Here is a 14,423-nt window from a genome sequence, read left to right on the forward strand (position 1 = left end):
ATGGTCAACGTCACGGACGGCTACGGGTCGAGCATCCTGGGATATCCCAGGATCGGACCGCACCGGGAACTCAAGCGGGCGCTGGAGGCGTACTGGCGCGGCGACATCCCGCGCGCCGAGCTGCTGGCCGTCGGCCGCGACATCCAGGAGCGCCAGTTCAGCGAGCTGGCCGCCACCGGCCTCAGCCAGGTGCCGGGCAACACCTTCTCCTTCTACGACCACGTCCTGGACAACGCGCTCATGTTCGGCGCGGTGCCGCAGCGGTTCCAGCCGTACCAGGACGTGATGGAGCCGCTGGACTTCTACTTCCTGATGGCGCGCGGCCGCCCCGATCTGCCGCCGCTGGAGCTGGTGCGCTACATCGACACCAACTACCACTACCGCCAGCCCGAACTCGACGCCGACACCACGTTCTCCCTGCACGCCGAGGCCCTGCTCGACGAGTTCGACCGCGCCAAGGCCCAGGGCATCGAGCTGCGTCCGGTGATGCTGGGCCCGGTCTCGCTGCTGCTGCTCTCCAAGGCGGGCCACGTGCCGGGCGAGGCCGAGTTCGATCAGCTCACCCTGCTCGACCAGCTGCTGCCCGTGTACGAGGAACTGTTCGAGATCCTCGCCAAGCGCGGCGCGACCTGCGTGCAGCTGGACGAGCCGGTGTTCACCAGCGAGCGCACCGAGGCCGAGCTGGCCGCGTTCGAGCGCGCCTACCAGCGGCTGTCCACCGCAGCGCTGCGCCCGCGCATGCTCGTCACCGGGCAGTACGGGGATTTCGGTCCCGCGCTGCCGATCCTGGCCGCCTCCAACGTGGAGGCGATCGGGCTGGACCTGGCCAGCTACCGGATGCGGCCCGAGGACCTGGCCGCCGTGCCCGGCATCCGCCGCAAGCGGCTCTACGCCGGCGTCATCAGCGGGCGCAACGTGTGGCGCGCCGACCGGTATGTGACGCTGGAATACCTCAACGAGCTGGCCAAGGTGTGCCCCGACCTGGTGGTGTCCACCGGCAGCACGCTGCTGCACGTGCCCTACGACCTGCTCGTCGAATACGACATCGAGGGCAATGTCGCCGATCGCCTCGCCTTCGCGAAACAGAAGGTGGGCGAAGTGGTTTCGCTCGCCAAGGCGCTCACCGAGGGCCCGTCCGACAAGTGGCGCAAGCGGCCCACCGAGGTGCACTTCAAGCAGAAACACGCCGTTCGCCAACGGGTTTACGCGATCACGCCCGAGATGCGCACGCGCGAGCCGTACGAGCAGCGCCGCGTCGCGCAGCAGGAGCGGCTGAACCTGCCGCCGGTGCCCGCCACCACACTCGGCTCGTTCCCGCAGACCGCGAAGGTGCGCCAGGCGCGCTACGACCTCGGCGAGGGCCGCCTGTCCTACGAGGAGTACCGCAAGCGGATCGAGGCCGAGATCGAGGCCACCATCCGGTTGCAGGAGGACATCGGCCTGGATGTGCTGGTGCACGGCGAGCACGAGCGCAACGACATGATCCAGTACTTCGCCGAACTGCTGGACGGCTTCGCCACCACGCACTTCGGCTGGGTGCAGGTCTACGGGTCGCGCTGCGTGCGCCCGCCGATCATCTACGGCGACGTGTCGCGTCCGGCGCCGATGTCGGTGGAGTGGATCAGCTACGCGCAGTCGCTCACCGACAAGCCGGTCAAGGGCATGGTCACCGGGCCGGTCACCATGCTGGCGCGCTCGTTCGTGCGCCAGGATCAGCCGCTGTACGAGACCGCCGACCAGGTGGCGCTGGCCATCCGCGACGAAGTGGTGGATCTCGAGCGCGCGGGCATCGCCATCATCCAGGTGGACGAGCCCGCCATCCGCGAGATGCTGCCGCTGCGTGCCGAAGGGCGCGCCGAATACCTGCGCTGGGCCGTCGGGGCGTTCCGCCTGGCCACCTCCGGCGTCGGCCCGGCCACCCAGATCCACACGCACATCGGGTATTCCGGTCGCGCGGAGATCGTCGAGGCGATCGAACAACTCGACGCCGACGTCACCGCCATCGTCGCCACCCGCTCCATCGAATGGGTGCTCAAGGCGCTCAAGGAGGACTGCGCCTCGGGCCACGGGCTCAGCCACGGCGTGGGACCGGGTGTGTACGAATCGCGGTCGGCGCGCATCCCCGATATCGACGAGCTGGACGAACTGCTCACGGCCGCTGCGGAAGCCGTGACGCCGCAACGGTTGTGGGCCAATCCTGACGGCGGGTTGAAGACCAGGCACTACTGGCAGTTGGAGCCTTCGCTGCGCAACCTCGTCGCGGCGGCCCGGCGCATCCGGCGCCGGATTCCGGCCGAGTAGTTCGTTGCGGGCCGCCTTCTCCGAAAGGGGAAGGCGGCCTTGCTTTTCCGGCTAATTGGGCGTGCCCTCCGCCAACACCACGGTCACCGTCCGTTCCTCACCGTCGGTACCTAGCACGACCAACTGCACGGTGTCGCCCGGCCGGCGCACGTTGATCGCGGAACGCAGGGCGCGGGCCGTGGTGATCGCGCGTCCGTCGACCGCCGTGACGATCTCGCCGCGCGAAAGTCCCGCCGCGTAGGCCGGACTGCCGTAGATCGCCACGTCCACGCGCGCGCCGGTGGGCGCGGCGTCGGAGATCAGCACGCCCAGCGTCGCGGTGGGGCCGATGTGCACCGAATCGGTGGGCGAGCCGGAGCGGATCTGGCGCACCACGCGCATCGCCGTCTCGATCGGCACCGCGTAACCGTTGGGCTCGCGCGGCCGCTCGGATTCCTCGCGCTCCCCCGACGCCGCCGTGATCACCCCGACCACGGCGCCGAACCGGTCGGCCAGCGCGCCGCCGGACTGTCCCGAACTCACCGCCGCCGCCACCTCCAGCATCCCGGTCAGCGCCTTGCGCGAGAGGTCCGCAGAGTTCAGCGCGACGATGGTGCTGTTCAGCGCCGTGATCCGGCCCGCGATCGCGGTCGGCTCCCCGCCCGTGCCGCCCGCGTTGCCGATGGCCAGCACCTCGTCGCGGATCCGCAGATCGGCGGCGTTGCCGAGCTGGGCGGCGGTCAGCCCGGCCGCACCCGGCAACTCCAGGAGCGCGATATCGGCGGACGAGTCGTATCCCAGGACGGTCGCTGTGAAGATGCGGCCGGTGTCGACCAGCGTCACCACCACCCGGTCCGCGCCCTTCACCACGTGGTGGCTGGTGAGCACCTGTCCCTCGGCGGTGAGCACGATCCCCGACCCGGCCGCGCCCGGCCCGAACGCGCGCGTCGAGGTGCTGATGTGGACGAGCGCGGGTGAGACCGCGGCCGCGACCGCGACCGGATCCAGCGGTGGCGGCGGCACGGTGCTGGTGACCGGCCTGGTCGCGTCGCCCGCTCCGGCGAACGGCGACCACCTCGGCGGCTCGCCCCGGTAGGCGAAGAAACCCGCCGCGACCAGCACCGCTACCACGATCAAGGTGAGCGCGCGCCCACCCCCGGTGTGCCGACCATCGTCCATGGATGCTCCCGACTCCGCTGAGGGCTCGCGTTCCATTGTGGCCGGAGATCGCCGGGAACCCCGGCGCTGCGGATGACAAAACCGCCCATGCGACGGTAGGCATGTATTCATGAGCACCGCTGCCGCCGCCTATGCCGTGTCCGCTCCCGACGGGGCCTTCGAGAAGGTCACCATCGAGCGCAGGGAGCTCGGCCCGCACGACGTGCTGATCGACGTCAAGTACGCGGGCATCTGCCACTCCGACATCCACACCGCGCGCGACGAATGGGGCGGCACCCGCTACCCCTGCGTGCCGGGCCACGAGATCGCGGGCATCGTCGCGGGCGTCGGGTCGGCCGTGTCAAAGTTCGCGGTCGGCGACCGCGTGGGCGTCGGCTGCATGGTCGATTCGTGCGGGAAGTGCGGGCCGTGCCTGGCCGACGAGGAGCAGTACTGCCTGCGCGGCGCGACCATGACCTACAACTCGGCTGTCGACGAATCCGTGCAGCCGGGCGGCACCACCCTCGGCGGCTACTCCACCCGCGTCGTGGTGACCGAGAACTTCGTGGTGGGCATCCCCGAAGGCATCGGGCTGGACGTGGCCGCGCCGCTGCTGTGCGCGGGCGTCACGCTGTTCTCGCCACTGCGGCGCTGGGACGCCGGGCCCGGCAAGCGCGTCGCGATCATCGGCATGGGCGGGCTCGGGCACGTCGGGGTGAAGATCGCCGCCGCGATGGGCGCCGAGGTCACCGTGCTCAGCCACTCGCTGTCCAAGCAGGAGGACGGCAAGCGCTTCGGCGCGCACCACTACTACGCCACCGCCGACAAGCAGACCTTCCGCGAACTGCGCGGCCGCTTCGACCTGATCCTCAACACGGTGTCAGCCGACCTGCCGCTGGACGACTACCTGAAGCTGCTCGCCCTCGACGGCACCCTGGTGATCCTCGGCCTGCCCGAGAACCCGATGAGCGTGAAGCCGTTCACGCTGGCCGGTTTCCGCCGGTCGCTGGCCGGGTCGATGATCGGCGGCATCGCGCAGACCCAGGAGATGCTCGACTTCTGCGCCGCGCACGGAATCGGCGCCGAGATCGAACTCATCTCCGCCGACGAGATCGACAGCGCCTACGACCGCGTGGTGGCCAGCGACGTGCGGTACCGGTTCGTCATCGACGCGGCCACCATGTAGCGGAATTCCGCTCGCGGACGGCATGTTCGCGGGCGGCGGGCGTGCGGCGTCGCCTACCTTGGGCATGTGTCCGAGGATGAGGAAATGCCGCCCGCACCGAAGTCCGACGCTACGGTGGTGACCGCGAACCTGACCGCGGGCCCGCCGCCGTGGCTGCTGCGCGCCTTCCTGCTCGCGGCCACCACGGTGGCCGGGCTCATCGCGTCGTTCTGGGTACTGCAGAAATTGCAGGGCTTCCTGACGGTGCTGCTGGTCTCGCTGTTCCTGGCGTTCGCGATCGAACCCGCCGTGAACTGGCTGGCCGCGCGTGGGGTGCGCCGCGGGCTCGCGACCGGTGTGGTGTTCCTCGGGCTCGTCACGGTGGTGGTGGCGTTCGTGTGGACGCTCGGCGCGCTGTTGATCGACCAGGTCACCACGCTGGTGCAGAATGCGCCCGACTACGCGGACCAGGGTGTCGACTGGATCAACGAAACCTTCAACGCGGAACTGTCGGGCGAGGACATCTCCCGCTATCTGACGCAGTGGAGCGACCAGATCGAGAGCTATCTGGTCGGTGTCGCCGAAAACGCTTGGGGCATCGGCACGGCCGCGATCGGCGCGCTGTTCCAGGCCCTCGGCATCCTGCTGTTCACGTTCTACTTCGCCGCCGACGGGCCTCGGTTCCGCGACGCCGTGTGCTCGCTGCTGCCGCCCGAACGGCAGCGGCACGTGCGCCGCGCGTGGGACATCGCGGTCGAGAAGACCGGCGGCTACATCTACTCGCGCGGCCTGCTCGCGCTGTGCTCGGCGCTCGCGCACTACGTGGTGCTGCGCTGGCTCGACATCCCGTCGGCGTTCGCGCTCGCCCTCTGGGTCGGCGTGGTCTCCCAGTTCATCCCCACGGTCGGTACGTATCTCGCCGGCGCGCTCCCCGTGATCGTCGCGCTCGTCCACCACCCCACCGACGCCCTGTGGATCCTCGGCTTCATCATCCTGTACCAGCAGTTCGAGAACTACGTCCTGCAACCCCGCATCACCGCGACCACGCTCGACATGCACCCCGCCGTCGCCTTCGGCTCCGTCATCGCCGGCGCCGCTCTACTCGGCGCCACCGGCGCCCTGCTCGCCATCCCCGTCACCGCCACCGTCCAAGCCTTCGCCGGCGCCTACATCCGCCGCTACGACGTCGAAACCGACACCACCCCACCACCCCCGAAACCCAGGAAGTCACGAAACTGGACCCGGCAGTTGACGATTCGCCTCACGGGTGCGAATCCAGCTCCCGAACCCGCTGCGCCGGAAGAGAAGCCGAACCCGGATCGGTAGCGGTGTCGCCGGCCGATCGGTGGTGGCGGTCCCGATCAGTTGCGGTGCGCCCGGCGTAGTCCAGCGCTGCGATCCGTCAGTCCGCGTCGGGGAAGAGCGTGAGGACAGCCGCCGTCACCTTCTCGATCGTCTCCCGCTCGGCACCCGCGATACTCACGGCGGGCACACTCTCGAACTCGTAGCCATCGGCGACCGGGTCGAAGGTGGGGCCGACCCGCACTTTGTACGTGCCGTTGGGCTCGTCGGATGTCCGGTAGACCCGGCGCCCATCTATCTCCAGGGACTTGTAGTTCGTGAATTCACGGTCGGTCGAATGCCCGTACTCGACGTAGAGCGAATCCCCGTCGAGCTGGAACCAGCAACGATCGACCCACTGGTTGTCGCCGACCCGGGCGTCCGGGAGTTCGGTCAGGACATCACAGGGATCCGCACCGGTGACCACCGTGCGGACGGTATGCGGCGAATCTCCCAGCTTGGGAAAGCGTTTCCACTCCGACAGCGCGACCGTCACCAGCGATTGCGCGACCGGGCACGGCTCGGTGCCCGGAGGCAGCTCGACGGTCAGGTCTATCGAACCTCCGGTCGGCAATTGCGCGTAGGCCGAGCACATTCGGAATGTCCTGTCGGCGAGCTCCTCCTCCGACAGGACGTCGTGGTCACCGAGCAAGGTGACCGACATCCCGTCGATGGTGATGTTGGTGGCCTGGTCCATCTCGGTGTTCTCGACCGCGCGGACGACCCACTCCACCGAAGCATCCGGGTCCGAAAGATCATCCCCGATCGCCGCCTCGCACTCGTACAGCCAGTCGGTGCCCACCGCCGCGACCGGGCCGAGCTTCGCCAGCTCGGACTCCGGCAGCAGCGCACAGATATCGGTGCTGCGCAGCCTGTTCAGTTTGTCCGCGCCCGGCACCGCCGAAGTGGGCTGCTGCTCCACCCCATCGTCACAGGCGACCACGGCAACCATCAGCGCCACGAGCACCACAGCTCGCCGAACCATGCTCTCCCCCTCTTCGCGACCGTCCGCTACAACGTAGTCCAGCCGGTCCGCTCTCGCGCAGAGGCACTGGAAGCCGCGGAACCGGTCGCGCGACACCAGCGGCAGATCCGCCACGGAGGTAGCGGCAGATCCACCACAGATGTGGCGGCAGATCCATCATCCATCGAGGTTCGCACGCGGAGGTGACGATGCAGACCAGGCTCGGACCGGCAATCCCGCGCCGCGCTGAGGCTGCGGTGCGCGAGGCGCTCGGGGACACGCGAGTAGTCCTTGTCAACGGCGCTCGTCAGAGTGGCAAGAGCACCTTGGTACGGCTCGCCGCCAAGAACAGTGACGCCGAATGGCGAGACCTCGACACCGCCCTCAACCGACAGGCGGCGTTGGCGGACCCGGACGGATTCGTCGACTTCCCCGGGCTGATGGTGATCGATGAGATTCAGCGCGCGCCCGAACTGCTGTTGTCGATCAAAGCCCGCGTTGACGTGGACCCGCGACCTGGCCAATTCCTACTCACCGGATCAGCGCGCGTGCTCGGAGTGCGGTCACTGCCCGACTCGTTGGTCGGGCGTATGGAAACGATTGAACTCTGGCCGTTTTCGCAGGGCGAGATCGACAGCGGGCCCGACGGGTTCATCGACGCCGCGTTCGCCCTCGGCGATGCGCTGCGACACAGTTCCACTCTCGCCAGGTCCGAATATGCCGAGCGGCTCCTTCGCGGCGGGTTCCCCGAAGCGGTCGCGCGTACCAACGACCGTCGGCGCCGCGCCTTCTTCGATTCGTATGTCGGCGATCTCATCGCGCGTGACATCCAGCAGCTGACCGAGATCGAGCGGACCGCGGAATGCAGAATCTCGTGCGCATGCCGGCCGCCAGATCCGGCGGATTGCTGTCGGTCACCACCCTGAGCAACGAACTGGGTCCAGCTGCGGCGACCGTCAAGCGATACTTGGCACTGTTGGAGGAAGTCTTCCTCATCAAGCGGATTCCGGCCTGGTCCCGCAATGTGAGCAGCCGTGCCACCACAGCGCCGAAACTCGCGTTCGTCGACTCGGGTATCGCCGCACACCGAGTCGGCGCCGACCTGCGCAGCCTGCTCCGGCCCACCGGCCAGTTCGGCCCGCTGTTGGAGGGATTCGTCCTCATGGAACTTGCTCGCCAGCTGACCTGGTCCGAGGAAGAAGCCGAACTCTTCCACTACCGCACACGCGGCCAGGTAGAAGTCGGCGCGGTCCTGGAGAACCGGCGCGGCGAGGTCGTCGGCGTCGAAGTCAAGGCGGCGTCCACGGTCCACCCCAACGACTTTCGCGGCCTCCGCCACCTCGCGGCACGACTGGGCGACGATTTCCGCGTCGGCATCGTCCTCCACACCGGACGGCAGACCCTGCCCTTCGGTCCCGGAATGCTGGCCATGCCGATCAGTGCGCTGTGGGAAACTCGGGCCGCCTGATCACTGGTGGGTGAAGGCCGCGGTGGACGTCTCCGGCGTGGGGCTCAGGACGACGTGAGTTCGGCGTAATGCAGCAATCGCCCTACGGGGAGAGAGGTTCGGGCTGCGGTGAGGGAGTGATGCCGGGCTGGCTGAGGACGGCTTGGATGGGGGTGGGGTTCTCGGGGAGTCGTTCGAGGAGGGCGTTGACGCGTTGTGCGAACTCGGCGTCGGCGGCTATATAGCGGTCTTTGATGACGTTGTGCAGGGTGCGGATGTCCTTGACGATGTTGTAGTGCTCTTCGAGAAGGGCATGGACGCTGTTGTCTGAGCCCTTGGCCTTTTCCTTGAATCGGCTGACCAGTGTCTGGGCAGAGGTCAGCATCGCAACGTCGGCGCCGATACCCCATTGACTGTTCTCGATAACCGAGATGGCCTCGGCCTCACGCTGCATCCGCCTGATGAGTTCCATGAACCGGGTGCAGTCGCGGTCGATGTAGACGAAGTCCTCCGGCTCGATTCGCAGTCCGAGCCGACCCTCCCGTGCCTCGGTGATCAGGTTCGCCAGCGGCGACGGTGCCTCGTTCTCACTCATAGCGTGTCCCCTCCTGAGAGTGTGTTCATCGTGGGCGGTGGGTGTCAGCTGCCCGCGGGCAGTAGCGGCACGACCTTCTCGGCGAAGGACATTCCGAGATCGCAGGCATCCATGCCACCGGTCGCATCATTCGACGGCGGGTTGTCGATGTGGAATTCGAGGCTGCCGCCATTCATTTCGACGTTGATGTTGCAGACCTCGGTGCCCCGGTTCTCGTTACGTCGCGCGATGATGGTGGGCCGGCCTCCGACGGTGGTCTCCCGTGCGTCGTAGTAGAACTCCTGGCGTACGAAGTCGAGTGTCATATTGGTGACCTGGGCAGCGATCGCGTGGCCTTCGGACCGCACCCAGTCGCATCCGCGCCACTTGACTTGTGCGCCCCACGCGTCGGCGTTAGCGGTGTTCGGGATGACCGCCGGATGAATATCCTCGGCATCCAGCACACTCTGCGGGATATCCGTACAAGGATCGAATGACTGCGGCACCTCCGGTTCCAGCCCCAGCGAGTTCTTCCCATCCTCCGCACTCGTACTGGTACCCCCGCCGGCCGGCTGCGCCTCCCCGTCGGTGGTCGACCCACACCCGACCAACCCGGCCCCGGCCGCCACCACTCCCAGAATGCAAACAGCCCTGGTAACGGCTCGCATCGTCACCCCCGCTTCCCGTTCAACGGTCACTCAGTCGCGGCAACTATATCCAAACAGGCAATCCGCAGGTCGCCCCGTCAACCGCCCGAAGCCGCGGGAACGGATCCTGAGCCGCATCCGCTCCACACTTGTTTGGACGCGGCGACTTGCAGTCTGGTTCCCACTGATTCTCACGCCACGCGAGTGCCCGTGGCGGCGCCGATCGTTGCATCAGGGCACAGTCCGTACGCCACGTAAACGCTTGGGCCACAGCAGTACTCGGGCCGGGCTGATCCGGCGAACCGTTCGGAAACTCAGCGTCCGCGCAGATCGGCCGGTGTCCGCCCGAGCAGGGCGCGGGCGGTGCGGGTGAAGTGGGCCTGGTCGGCGAAATCTCCGAGATACGCGGCCTCGGCCGGGGTGTGGTGCGGGGCCGACGCCAGCGCGGCGCGGAGCCGATGCCACTGGCGCACGCGGTGCAGCGGGATGCCGAGCGAGGTCCGCGCGAGCGTCCGCAAGCGCGGGGGCGAGAGCCCGGCGTCCGTCGCCAGCGCGGACAGGTCGGTTGCCGTGGCGCAGTGGGTGACGGCGTGGCGCAGCCGTGGGTCGAGGGCGGGCGGCGATCCGATGGTCGCCGTCAGTTCGTCGTGGACCGCGGTGAGGTCCCACTCGGAGCCGAGGGCGTCCAAAAGCCGCGCGGCGGAAAGCGTATCGAGCGGGCGCGGATCCTCGGAGCGGGGGAGCAGCCACGGGTTCAGCAGCACCGCGACGAAACCCTCGGAGGCCGTGCAGGTGTGGCGCACTTGCGGCGGGACGAGAACCCCGGGAACCTCGTGACCGTCGAAGGTGAGGACGCCGCCGACCGGCAGCGCGAGCTTCCACGCCGGCTGGCTGTGCGCCGTGGTGGCGGCGCCGCCGCTCGCCCCGTACGCGTCGACGCCGTGCAGCGAGGCGAAGCGCACGAGGCGATCGTTGCGTTCAAGACTCCAGTCGACGCGCGCGGACATCATCCCGAGTAGGCACACTGTCGCAGCACTCGCCCTCGGTGGCTTCTTCACGGCCACCGGCCTCGGCCATTTCCTGGCCGCGCCGTACTTCCGCTCGCTGGTGCCCGCGTGGATACCCGCGCCCGGCGCGGTGGTGGCGGCCAGCGGCATCGCGGAGATCGCCGTCGCCGGTTCGCTTTTCGTGCCCCAGACCCGCGTGGCGGGCGGCTGGGCGGCCGTCGTCCTGATCGGCGGCTTCCTGGTGGTCTGGCTCGACGCGCTGCGCCGGGTCTCGTCCGGAGCCGAGCGGTTCGCGGACCGCCCGCTCGGGATGGCGGCCGTGCTCGCCGCCAACGCCGGATACCTGCTGTGGGCCGGCTATATCGCCGTCGGGTGAGCTACACCAGGCTCAGCCAGTAGTCCTGGAAGCGCAGGAAGATCAGCAGCAGCACCACTGCGAAGAACACCACGACCAGCGTCCACCGCCATTCGGCGACGATGCCGAGCGGACCGCGCTGCCCACCCCACAGCTGATCGGTGACGACCGCGAACAGCGGCGTGATCACCGCCCACACCACCATGCAGTACGGGCACAGCGCGCCGATCCGGTACAGGCTCTGGAAGATCAGCCAGCACACGAAGACGATGCCCGCGAGGGTGCCCAGCCACAGCCCGCCCCACACCCAGCGGGGCAGGCCGACGCCGGCCACCGCGAGCACGCCGAGCGTGACCACCACGGAGAACCCGACGATGCCCAGGATCGGATTGGGGAACCCGAACACCGAGGCCTGATCGGTCTCCATCACCGACCCGCAGGACAGCACCGGGTTGAGGCTGCACGAGGGCACGTATCCCGGATCGGTGAACAGTTTGAACCGCTCGACGGTCAGCGTCACCGAGGCGAGCCAGCCCGCCAGGCCGCCGATCAACAGCAGCCAGGCGGCCCGGGGCGACGCGGCGATCACTGTCCCGCGGCCGCCGTGGCGATGGCCTGCTCGAGTTCGCTCGGGTTGACCTGCTTGCCGTTCACGTACACCGTCGGGGTCTGGGTGACGCCCTCGGCGAAGGTCTGCTCGGTCTTGGCGGACACGAACTTCTCGTAGGACTTGTCGTTGATGCAGGGCGCGACCGCGTCGGTGTAGCCGACGGAGCGAGCGATCTCGATCAGCTGCTCGTTGGTCAGGCCGGCGCCGCCCTCGGCGGGCTGCTGGGCGAACATCGTCCGCAGCCAGGTCGGGTACTTGGCCGGGTCCTCGCCGGCCACGCAGTAGGAGGCGTTGGCGGCGCGGCTGGAGAACTGCGTGGTGGACGCGCGGTCCAGGAACGAGATGATGTTGTACTCGACCGCCGCGGTGCCGCTGTTCACGGCGTCCTCGAGCACCTGCCCGTAGGCCTGCTCGAACGCCTTGCACGCGGGGCACTGCAGGTCGGCGACCAGGCGCACGGTGACCTTGGCGTCGGGCTGCCCGACCCGGATGGACCCGTTGTCGGTGATCGAGCCGGTGAGGCCGCCGGGCGCCTGCGGCGCGGCGATGGTGGGGGTGGGCCCGGGATCGTCGCTGTCGGACTTCTGGACGGCCAGGCCGATGCCGATGGCGGCGACCAGGCCGACCAGCACGGCGGCGACGCCGACCTGGATGGCGATCTTGCGCTTGCGGTCGGCTTGTTCCGCCTTCTGCAGCGGATTCTTCCGTCCCGGGTTGTTGCTCACCGTGCGTTCACCACGCCTTTCGCTCGCTTTCCGGTAACGCGCCCTGCCCTCCCGATGCTAGTTCGGCGCGAGGGGCCGCGTTCGGGCCGAAAGTCATCATGATCGGTGAACCTGAGAGATTGCGTAGTGTCGCGGCGCGAGTTCAGCGCGGCAGCAGGCCCGACAGCACCAGCTCGACCGCGCGCTCGGCCAGATCGGGCGGCATCGCGCCGTCGAACTGGGTGACGTACATGTGGACCAGCCCGCCGAGGGTGAGCAAGGTCATGCGCGGATCGGCGGTGGGCGGGAGCTCGCCGCGGGCGATGGCGCGCCGCACGATCTCCTCGGAGGCGGCCAGGCGCGCGATCCAGAATTCGCGGCGCGTCTCGGTGGTCTCGGGGTCGCCGCCCGCGAATCCGGCGCCCCGGATGAGGGCCGCGCCGAACGGGCTGGCGCCGAAGCGCATCAGCCGTCGCGTGAACTCCTCCAGGTCGGTGCGCACCGAGCCGGTGTCGGGGATCGGGATATCGGCGTCCACGCGGGAGAGCAGCGCGTCGAGCAGCAGCCTGGTCAGGGTTTTCCAGCGGCGGTAGATCGAGGTCTCGTGCACGCCCGCGTCGGCGGCGATATCGGCGACGCGCACGTGGTCGATGCCGTCGGCCTCGATGCGGGCGACGGTGGCGTCGAGGACCGCGCGGCGCAGGCGGGCGCCGCGCAACTGCGGGGTGGGGTTCACCATGCGCCGATTATCGCAAGTGCTCTTGCGTTATTGCCAGCCGCGTCCTACCGTGGCCGTAACGCAAGTCGACTTGCGATAGAGGTGGAGTGCATGGACAGCGTGGTCGCGCCCTCGGGGCGTTGGAACGGCATCGAGACCGAGGGCGTGGTGACCTTTCGTGGCATCCGCTACGCGCGGGCGTCGCGCTTCGGTCCGCCCGAACGGGAACCGGTGAGCAAGACGCCTATCGACGCGACGAGCAGGCACACGACGGCTCCGCAGCTGCCGCCCCGGCTCGCGGTGGTGATGGGACTCGCGTCCCCGCTCGAACAATCCGAGGACTGCCTCGTGCTCACCGTGACCGCGCCCGCCGACGTGCGGGAGCCGCGCGCGGTGCTGGTGTGGTTGCACGGCGGGGCGTATCTCACCGGCAGTGGTGAATGGAATCTCTACGATGCCGACCGGCTGGTGCGCGAGACGGGCATCGTCGTGGTGTCCGTGTCGTACCGGATCGGCGTGCTGGGATACCTTCGCGCGCAGGGTGTTTCGCCGGGCAACCTCGGTCTGGTCGATCAGCTGGCCGCGCTCGAGTGGGTGCGCGAGAACATCGCCGCGTTCGGCGGTGACCCCGGGCGGGTGACGTTGGCGGGGCAGTCGGCGGGTGCGCATTCGGTGGTCGCGCTGCTGGGGATGGAGCGGGCGCGCGGGCTGTTCGCGCGGGCGATCGTGCAGAGTGCGCCGTTCGGCGTCGGATTCCACACGCCGGAGCGGGCCGAGAGGGCCGGGGCGGTGTTCCTGGCGGAGCTGGACGGTGATCCTCGCTCGGCCTCGGTGCCGGAAGTTCTGGCGGCCCAAGGGCGAGCCGTTCGCCGGTTGGCCGGGCCGGGTGGGCTGAACTCCGCGCCGCCGTTCCTGCCGGTCGCCGGCGTCGAGCCATTGCCGGGGGATGCGCTGTGGCGGGCCGAGGTTCGGCATCGGGCGGCCGGCATACAAGTGATCGTCGGCTGTACGGCCGAGGAGATGCGCGCGTTCTTCGACGGCCCGCACCCGGTGTGGGACGCCGTGCGCCGGGTGCCGGTGCTCGGTCGACGGTTCGTCTCCGCGGCGGGAGCGCTGGTCGGGCGAAAGGTGTTCGCGGACGGCGTCTTCGAGTTCGCCGACCTGCTCGCCGCGGCGGGCGCGCGGGTCTATTGCCACCGGTTCCACGCGCCGCATCCGGACAACCCGTTCGGCGCGTGCCACTGCATCGAGCTGCCCCTGCTCTTCGGCGCGGCCGAGGACTGGCGCGACGCGCCGATGGTGCGCCCGCTCGACCCGGCGGGACTGGACGCGGCCGGTATCGGAACCCGCCGCCGCTGGGCGGAATTCGTGCGCACCGGCGCGGTCGGCGACGGTGCGTGGCCGCCGCACCGGCCCGGATCGCGCTTCGCCCGGCAGCTGCCCTGAAAGGAAA

At 69.0% G+C, this 14,423-nt stretch carries 15 protein-coding genes; 7 read left to right on the forward strand and 8 right to left on the reverse strand.

Translation table 11 applies throughout. The features are described 5' to 3' along the window. The gene (gene metE / locus OHB21_RS10955; RefSeq protein ID WP_067505853.1) at positions 1-2,301 is read left to right on the forward strand and encodes a 5-methyltetrahydropteroyltriglutamate--homocysteine S-methyltransferase; all 2,301 of its coding nucleotides are present in this window, start codon (positions 1-3) and stop codon (positions 2,299-2,301) included. A gap of 51 nt (positions 2,302-2,352) precedes the next feature. Here the strand turns inward: metE and OHB21_RS10960 are convergent, their stop codons facing one another. Further along, positions 2,353-3,459: a S1C family serine protease gene (locus OHB21_RS10960; RefSeq protein ID WP_195124617.1), complete on the reverse strand. Its 1,107-nt coding sequence runs from the start codon at positions 3,457-3,459 to the stop codon at positions 2,353-2,355. A 109-nt stretch (positions 3,460-3,568) separates the two neighbouring features. Between OHB21_RS10960 and OHB21_RS10965 the strand changes: the two genes are divergently transcribed. Both OHB21_RS10965 and OHB21_RS10970 read left to right on the forward strand, forming a co-directional pair. Next, positions 3,569-4,624: an NAD(P)-dependent alcohol dehydrogenase gene (locus tag OHB21_RS10965; protein ID WP_067505859.1), complete on the forward strand. Its 1,056-nt coding sequence runs from the start codon at positions 3,569-3,571 to the stop codon at positions 4,622-4,624. A 66-nt stretch (positions 4,625-4,690) separates the two neighbouring features. Further along, the gene (locus OHB21_RS10970; RefSeq protein WP_232331675.1) at positions 4,691-5,929 is read left to right on the forward strand and encodes an AI-2E family transporter; all 1,239 of its coding nucleotides are present in this window, start codon (positions 4,691-4,693) and stop codon (positions 5,927-5,929) included. Between the two features lie 76 nt (positions 5,930-6,005). Here the strand turns inward: OHB21_RS10970 and OHB21_RS10975 are convergent, their stop codons facing one another. Continuing rightward, a complete protein-coding gene (locus OHB21_RS10975; RefSeq protein ID WP_147265840.1) occupies positions 6,006-6,929 on the reverse strand; it encodes a hypothetical protein in 924 nt (307 codons plus the stop codon). Between the two features lie 188 nt (positions 6,930-7,117). On the opposite strand from OHB21_RS10975, the gene OHB21_RS10980 reads away from it, so the two are divergent. Together OHB21_RS10980 and OHB21_RS10985 are read left to right on the forward strand one after the other, a co-directional pair. Further along, a complete protein-coding gene (locus OHB21_RS10980) occupies positions 7,118-7,834 on the forward strand; it encodes an ATP-binding protein (protein WP_228789142.1) in 717 nt (238 codons plus the stop codon). After that, on the forward strand, positions 7,789-8,376 hold the full coding sequence (locus tag OHB21_RS10985; RefSeq protein WP_228788992.1) for an ATP-binding protein: 588 nt from the start codon (positions 7,789-7,791) through the stop codon (positions 8,374-8,376). The genes OHB21_RS10980 and OHB21_RS10985 overlap by 46 nt, the downstream gene beginning before the upstream one ends. 82 nt (positions 8,377-8,458) lie before the next feature. On the opposite strand, the gene OHB21_RS10990 is transcribed toward OHB21_RS10985, so the two are convergent. The 3 genes from OHB21_RS10990 to OHB21_RS11000 all read right to left on the reverse strand — a co-directional run bounded on the left by OHB21_RS10990 (position 8,459) and on the right by OHB21_RS11000 (position 10,538). Next, positions 8,459-8,950, reverse strand: a complete 492-nt coding sequence (locus tag OHB21_RS10990) for a hypothetical protein (protein ID WP_195124618.1) — start codon at positions 8,948-8,950, stop codon at positions 8,459-8,461. Between the two features lie 44 nt (positions 8,951-8,994). After that, positions 8,995-9,627 (reverse strand): DUF3558 domain-containing protein, encoded by a 633-nt coding sequence (locus tag OHB21_RS10995; RefSeq protein WP_195124619.1) that lies wholly within the window; start codon positions 9,625-9,627, stop codon positions 8,995-8,997. A gap of 263 nt (positions 9,628-9,890) precedes the next feature. Continuing rightward, complete coding sequence (locus OHB21_RS11000) at positions 9,891-10,538, reverse strand: AraC family transcriptional regulator (RefSeq protein WP_198161699.1); 648 nt, start codon at positions 10,536-10,538, stop codon at positions 9,891-9,893. 10 nt (positions 10,539-10,548) lie between these two features. Here OHB21_RS11000 and OHB21_RS11005 point away from each other — a divergent pair, with 10 nt between their 5' ends. Then, entirely contained in the window at positions 10,549-10,959 is a 411-nt protein-coding gene (locus tag OHB21_RS11005) for a DoxX family protein (protein ID WP_228788994.1), read from the forward strand. Position 10,960: 1 nt separating this feature from the next. On the opposite strand, the gene OHB21_RS11010 is transcribed toward OHB21_RS11005, so the two are convergent. From OHB21_RS11010 to OHB21_RS11020, 3 genes are all read right to left on the reverse strand, one after another. Beyond that, the gene (locus tag OHB21_RS11010; protein WP_067505884.1) at positions 10,961-11,527 is read right to left on the reverse strand and encodes a vitamin K epoxide reductase family protein; all 567 of its coding nucleotides are present in this window, start codon (positions 11,525-11,527) and stop codon (positions 10,961-10,963) included. Further along, positions 11,524-12,273, reverse strand: coding sequence for a DsbA family protein (locus OHB21_RS11015; RefSeq protein ID WP_067505887.1), 750 nt, complete (start codon positions 12,271-12,273; stop codon positions 11,524-11,526). The genes OHB21_RS11010 and OHB21_RS11015 overlap by 4 nt, the downstream gene beginning before the upstream one ends. A gap of 142 nt (positions 12,274-12,415) precedes the next feature. Continuing rightward, a complete protein-coding gene (locus OHB21_RS11020; RefSeq protein WP_067505890.1) occupies positions 12,416-12,991 on the reverse strand; it encodes a TetR-like C-terminal domain-containing protein in 576 nt (191 codons plus the stop codon). Positions 12,992-13,081: 90 nt separating this feature from the next. On the opposite strand from OHB21_RS11020, the gene OHB21_RS11025 reads away from it, so the two are divergent. Beyond that, positions 13,082-14,416, forward strand: coding sequence for a carboxylesterase family protein (locus OHB21_RS11025; protein ID WP_067505894.1), 1,335 nt, complete (start codon positions 13,082-13,084; stop codon positions 14,414-14,416). Positions 14,417-14,423 lie beyond the last annotated feature (7 nt).

It is taken from the genome of Nocardia puris (assembly GCF_036051655.1).
Classification (GTDB): Bacteria; Actinomycetota; Actinomycetes; order Mycobacteriales; family Mycobacteriaceae; genus Nocardia; species Nocardia puris.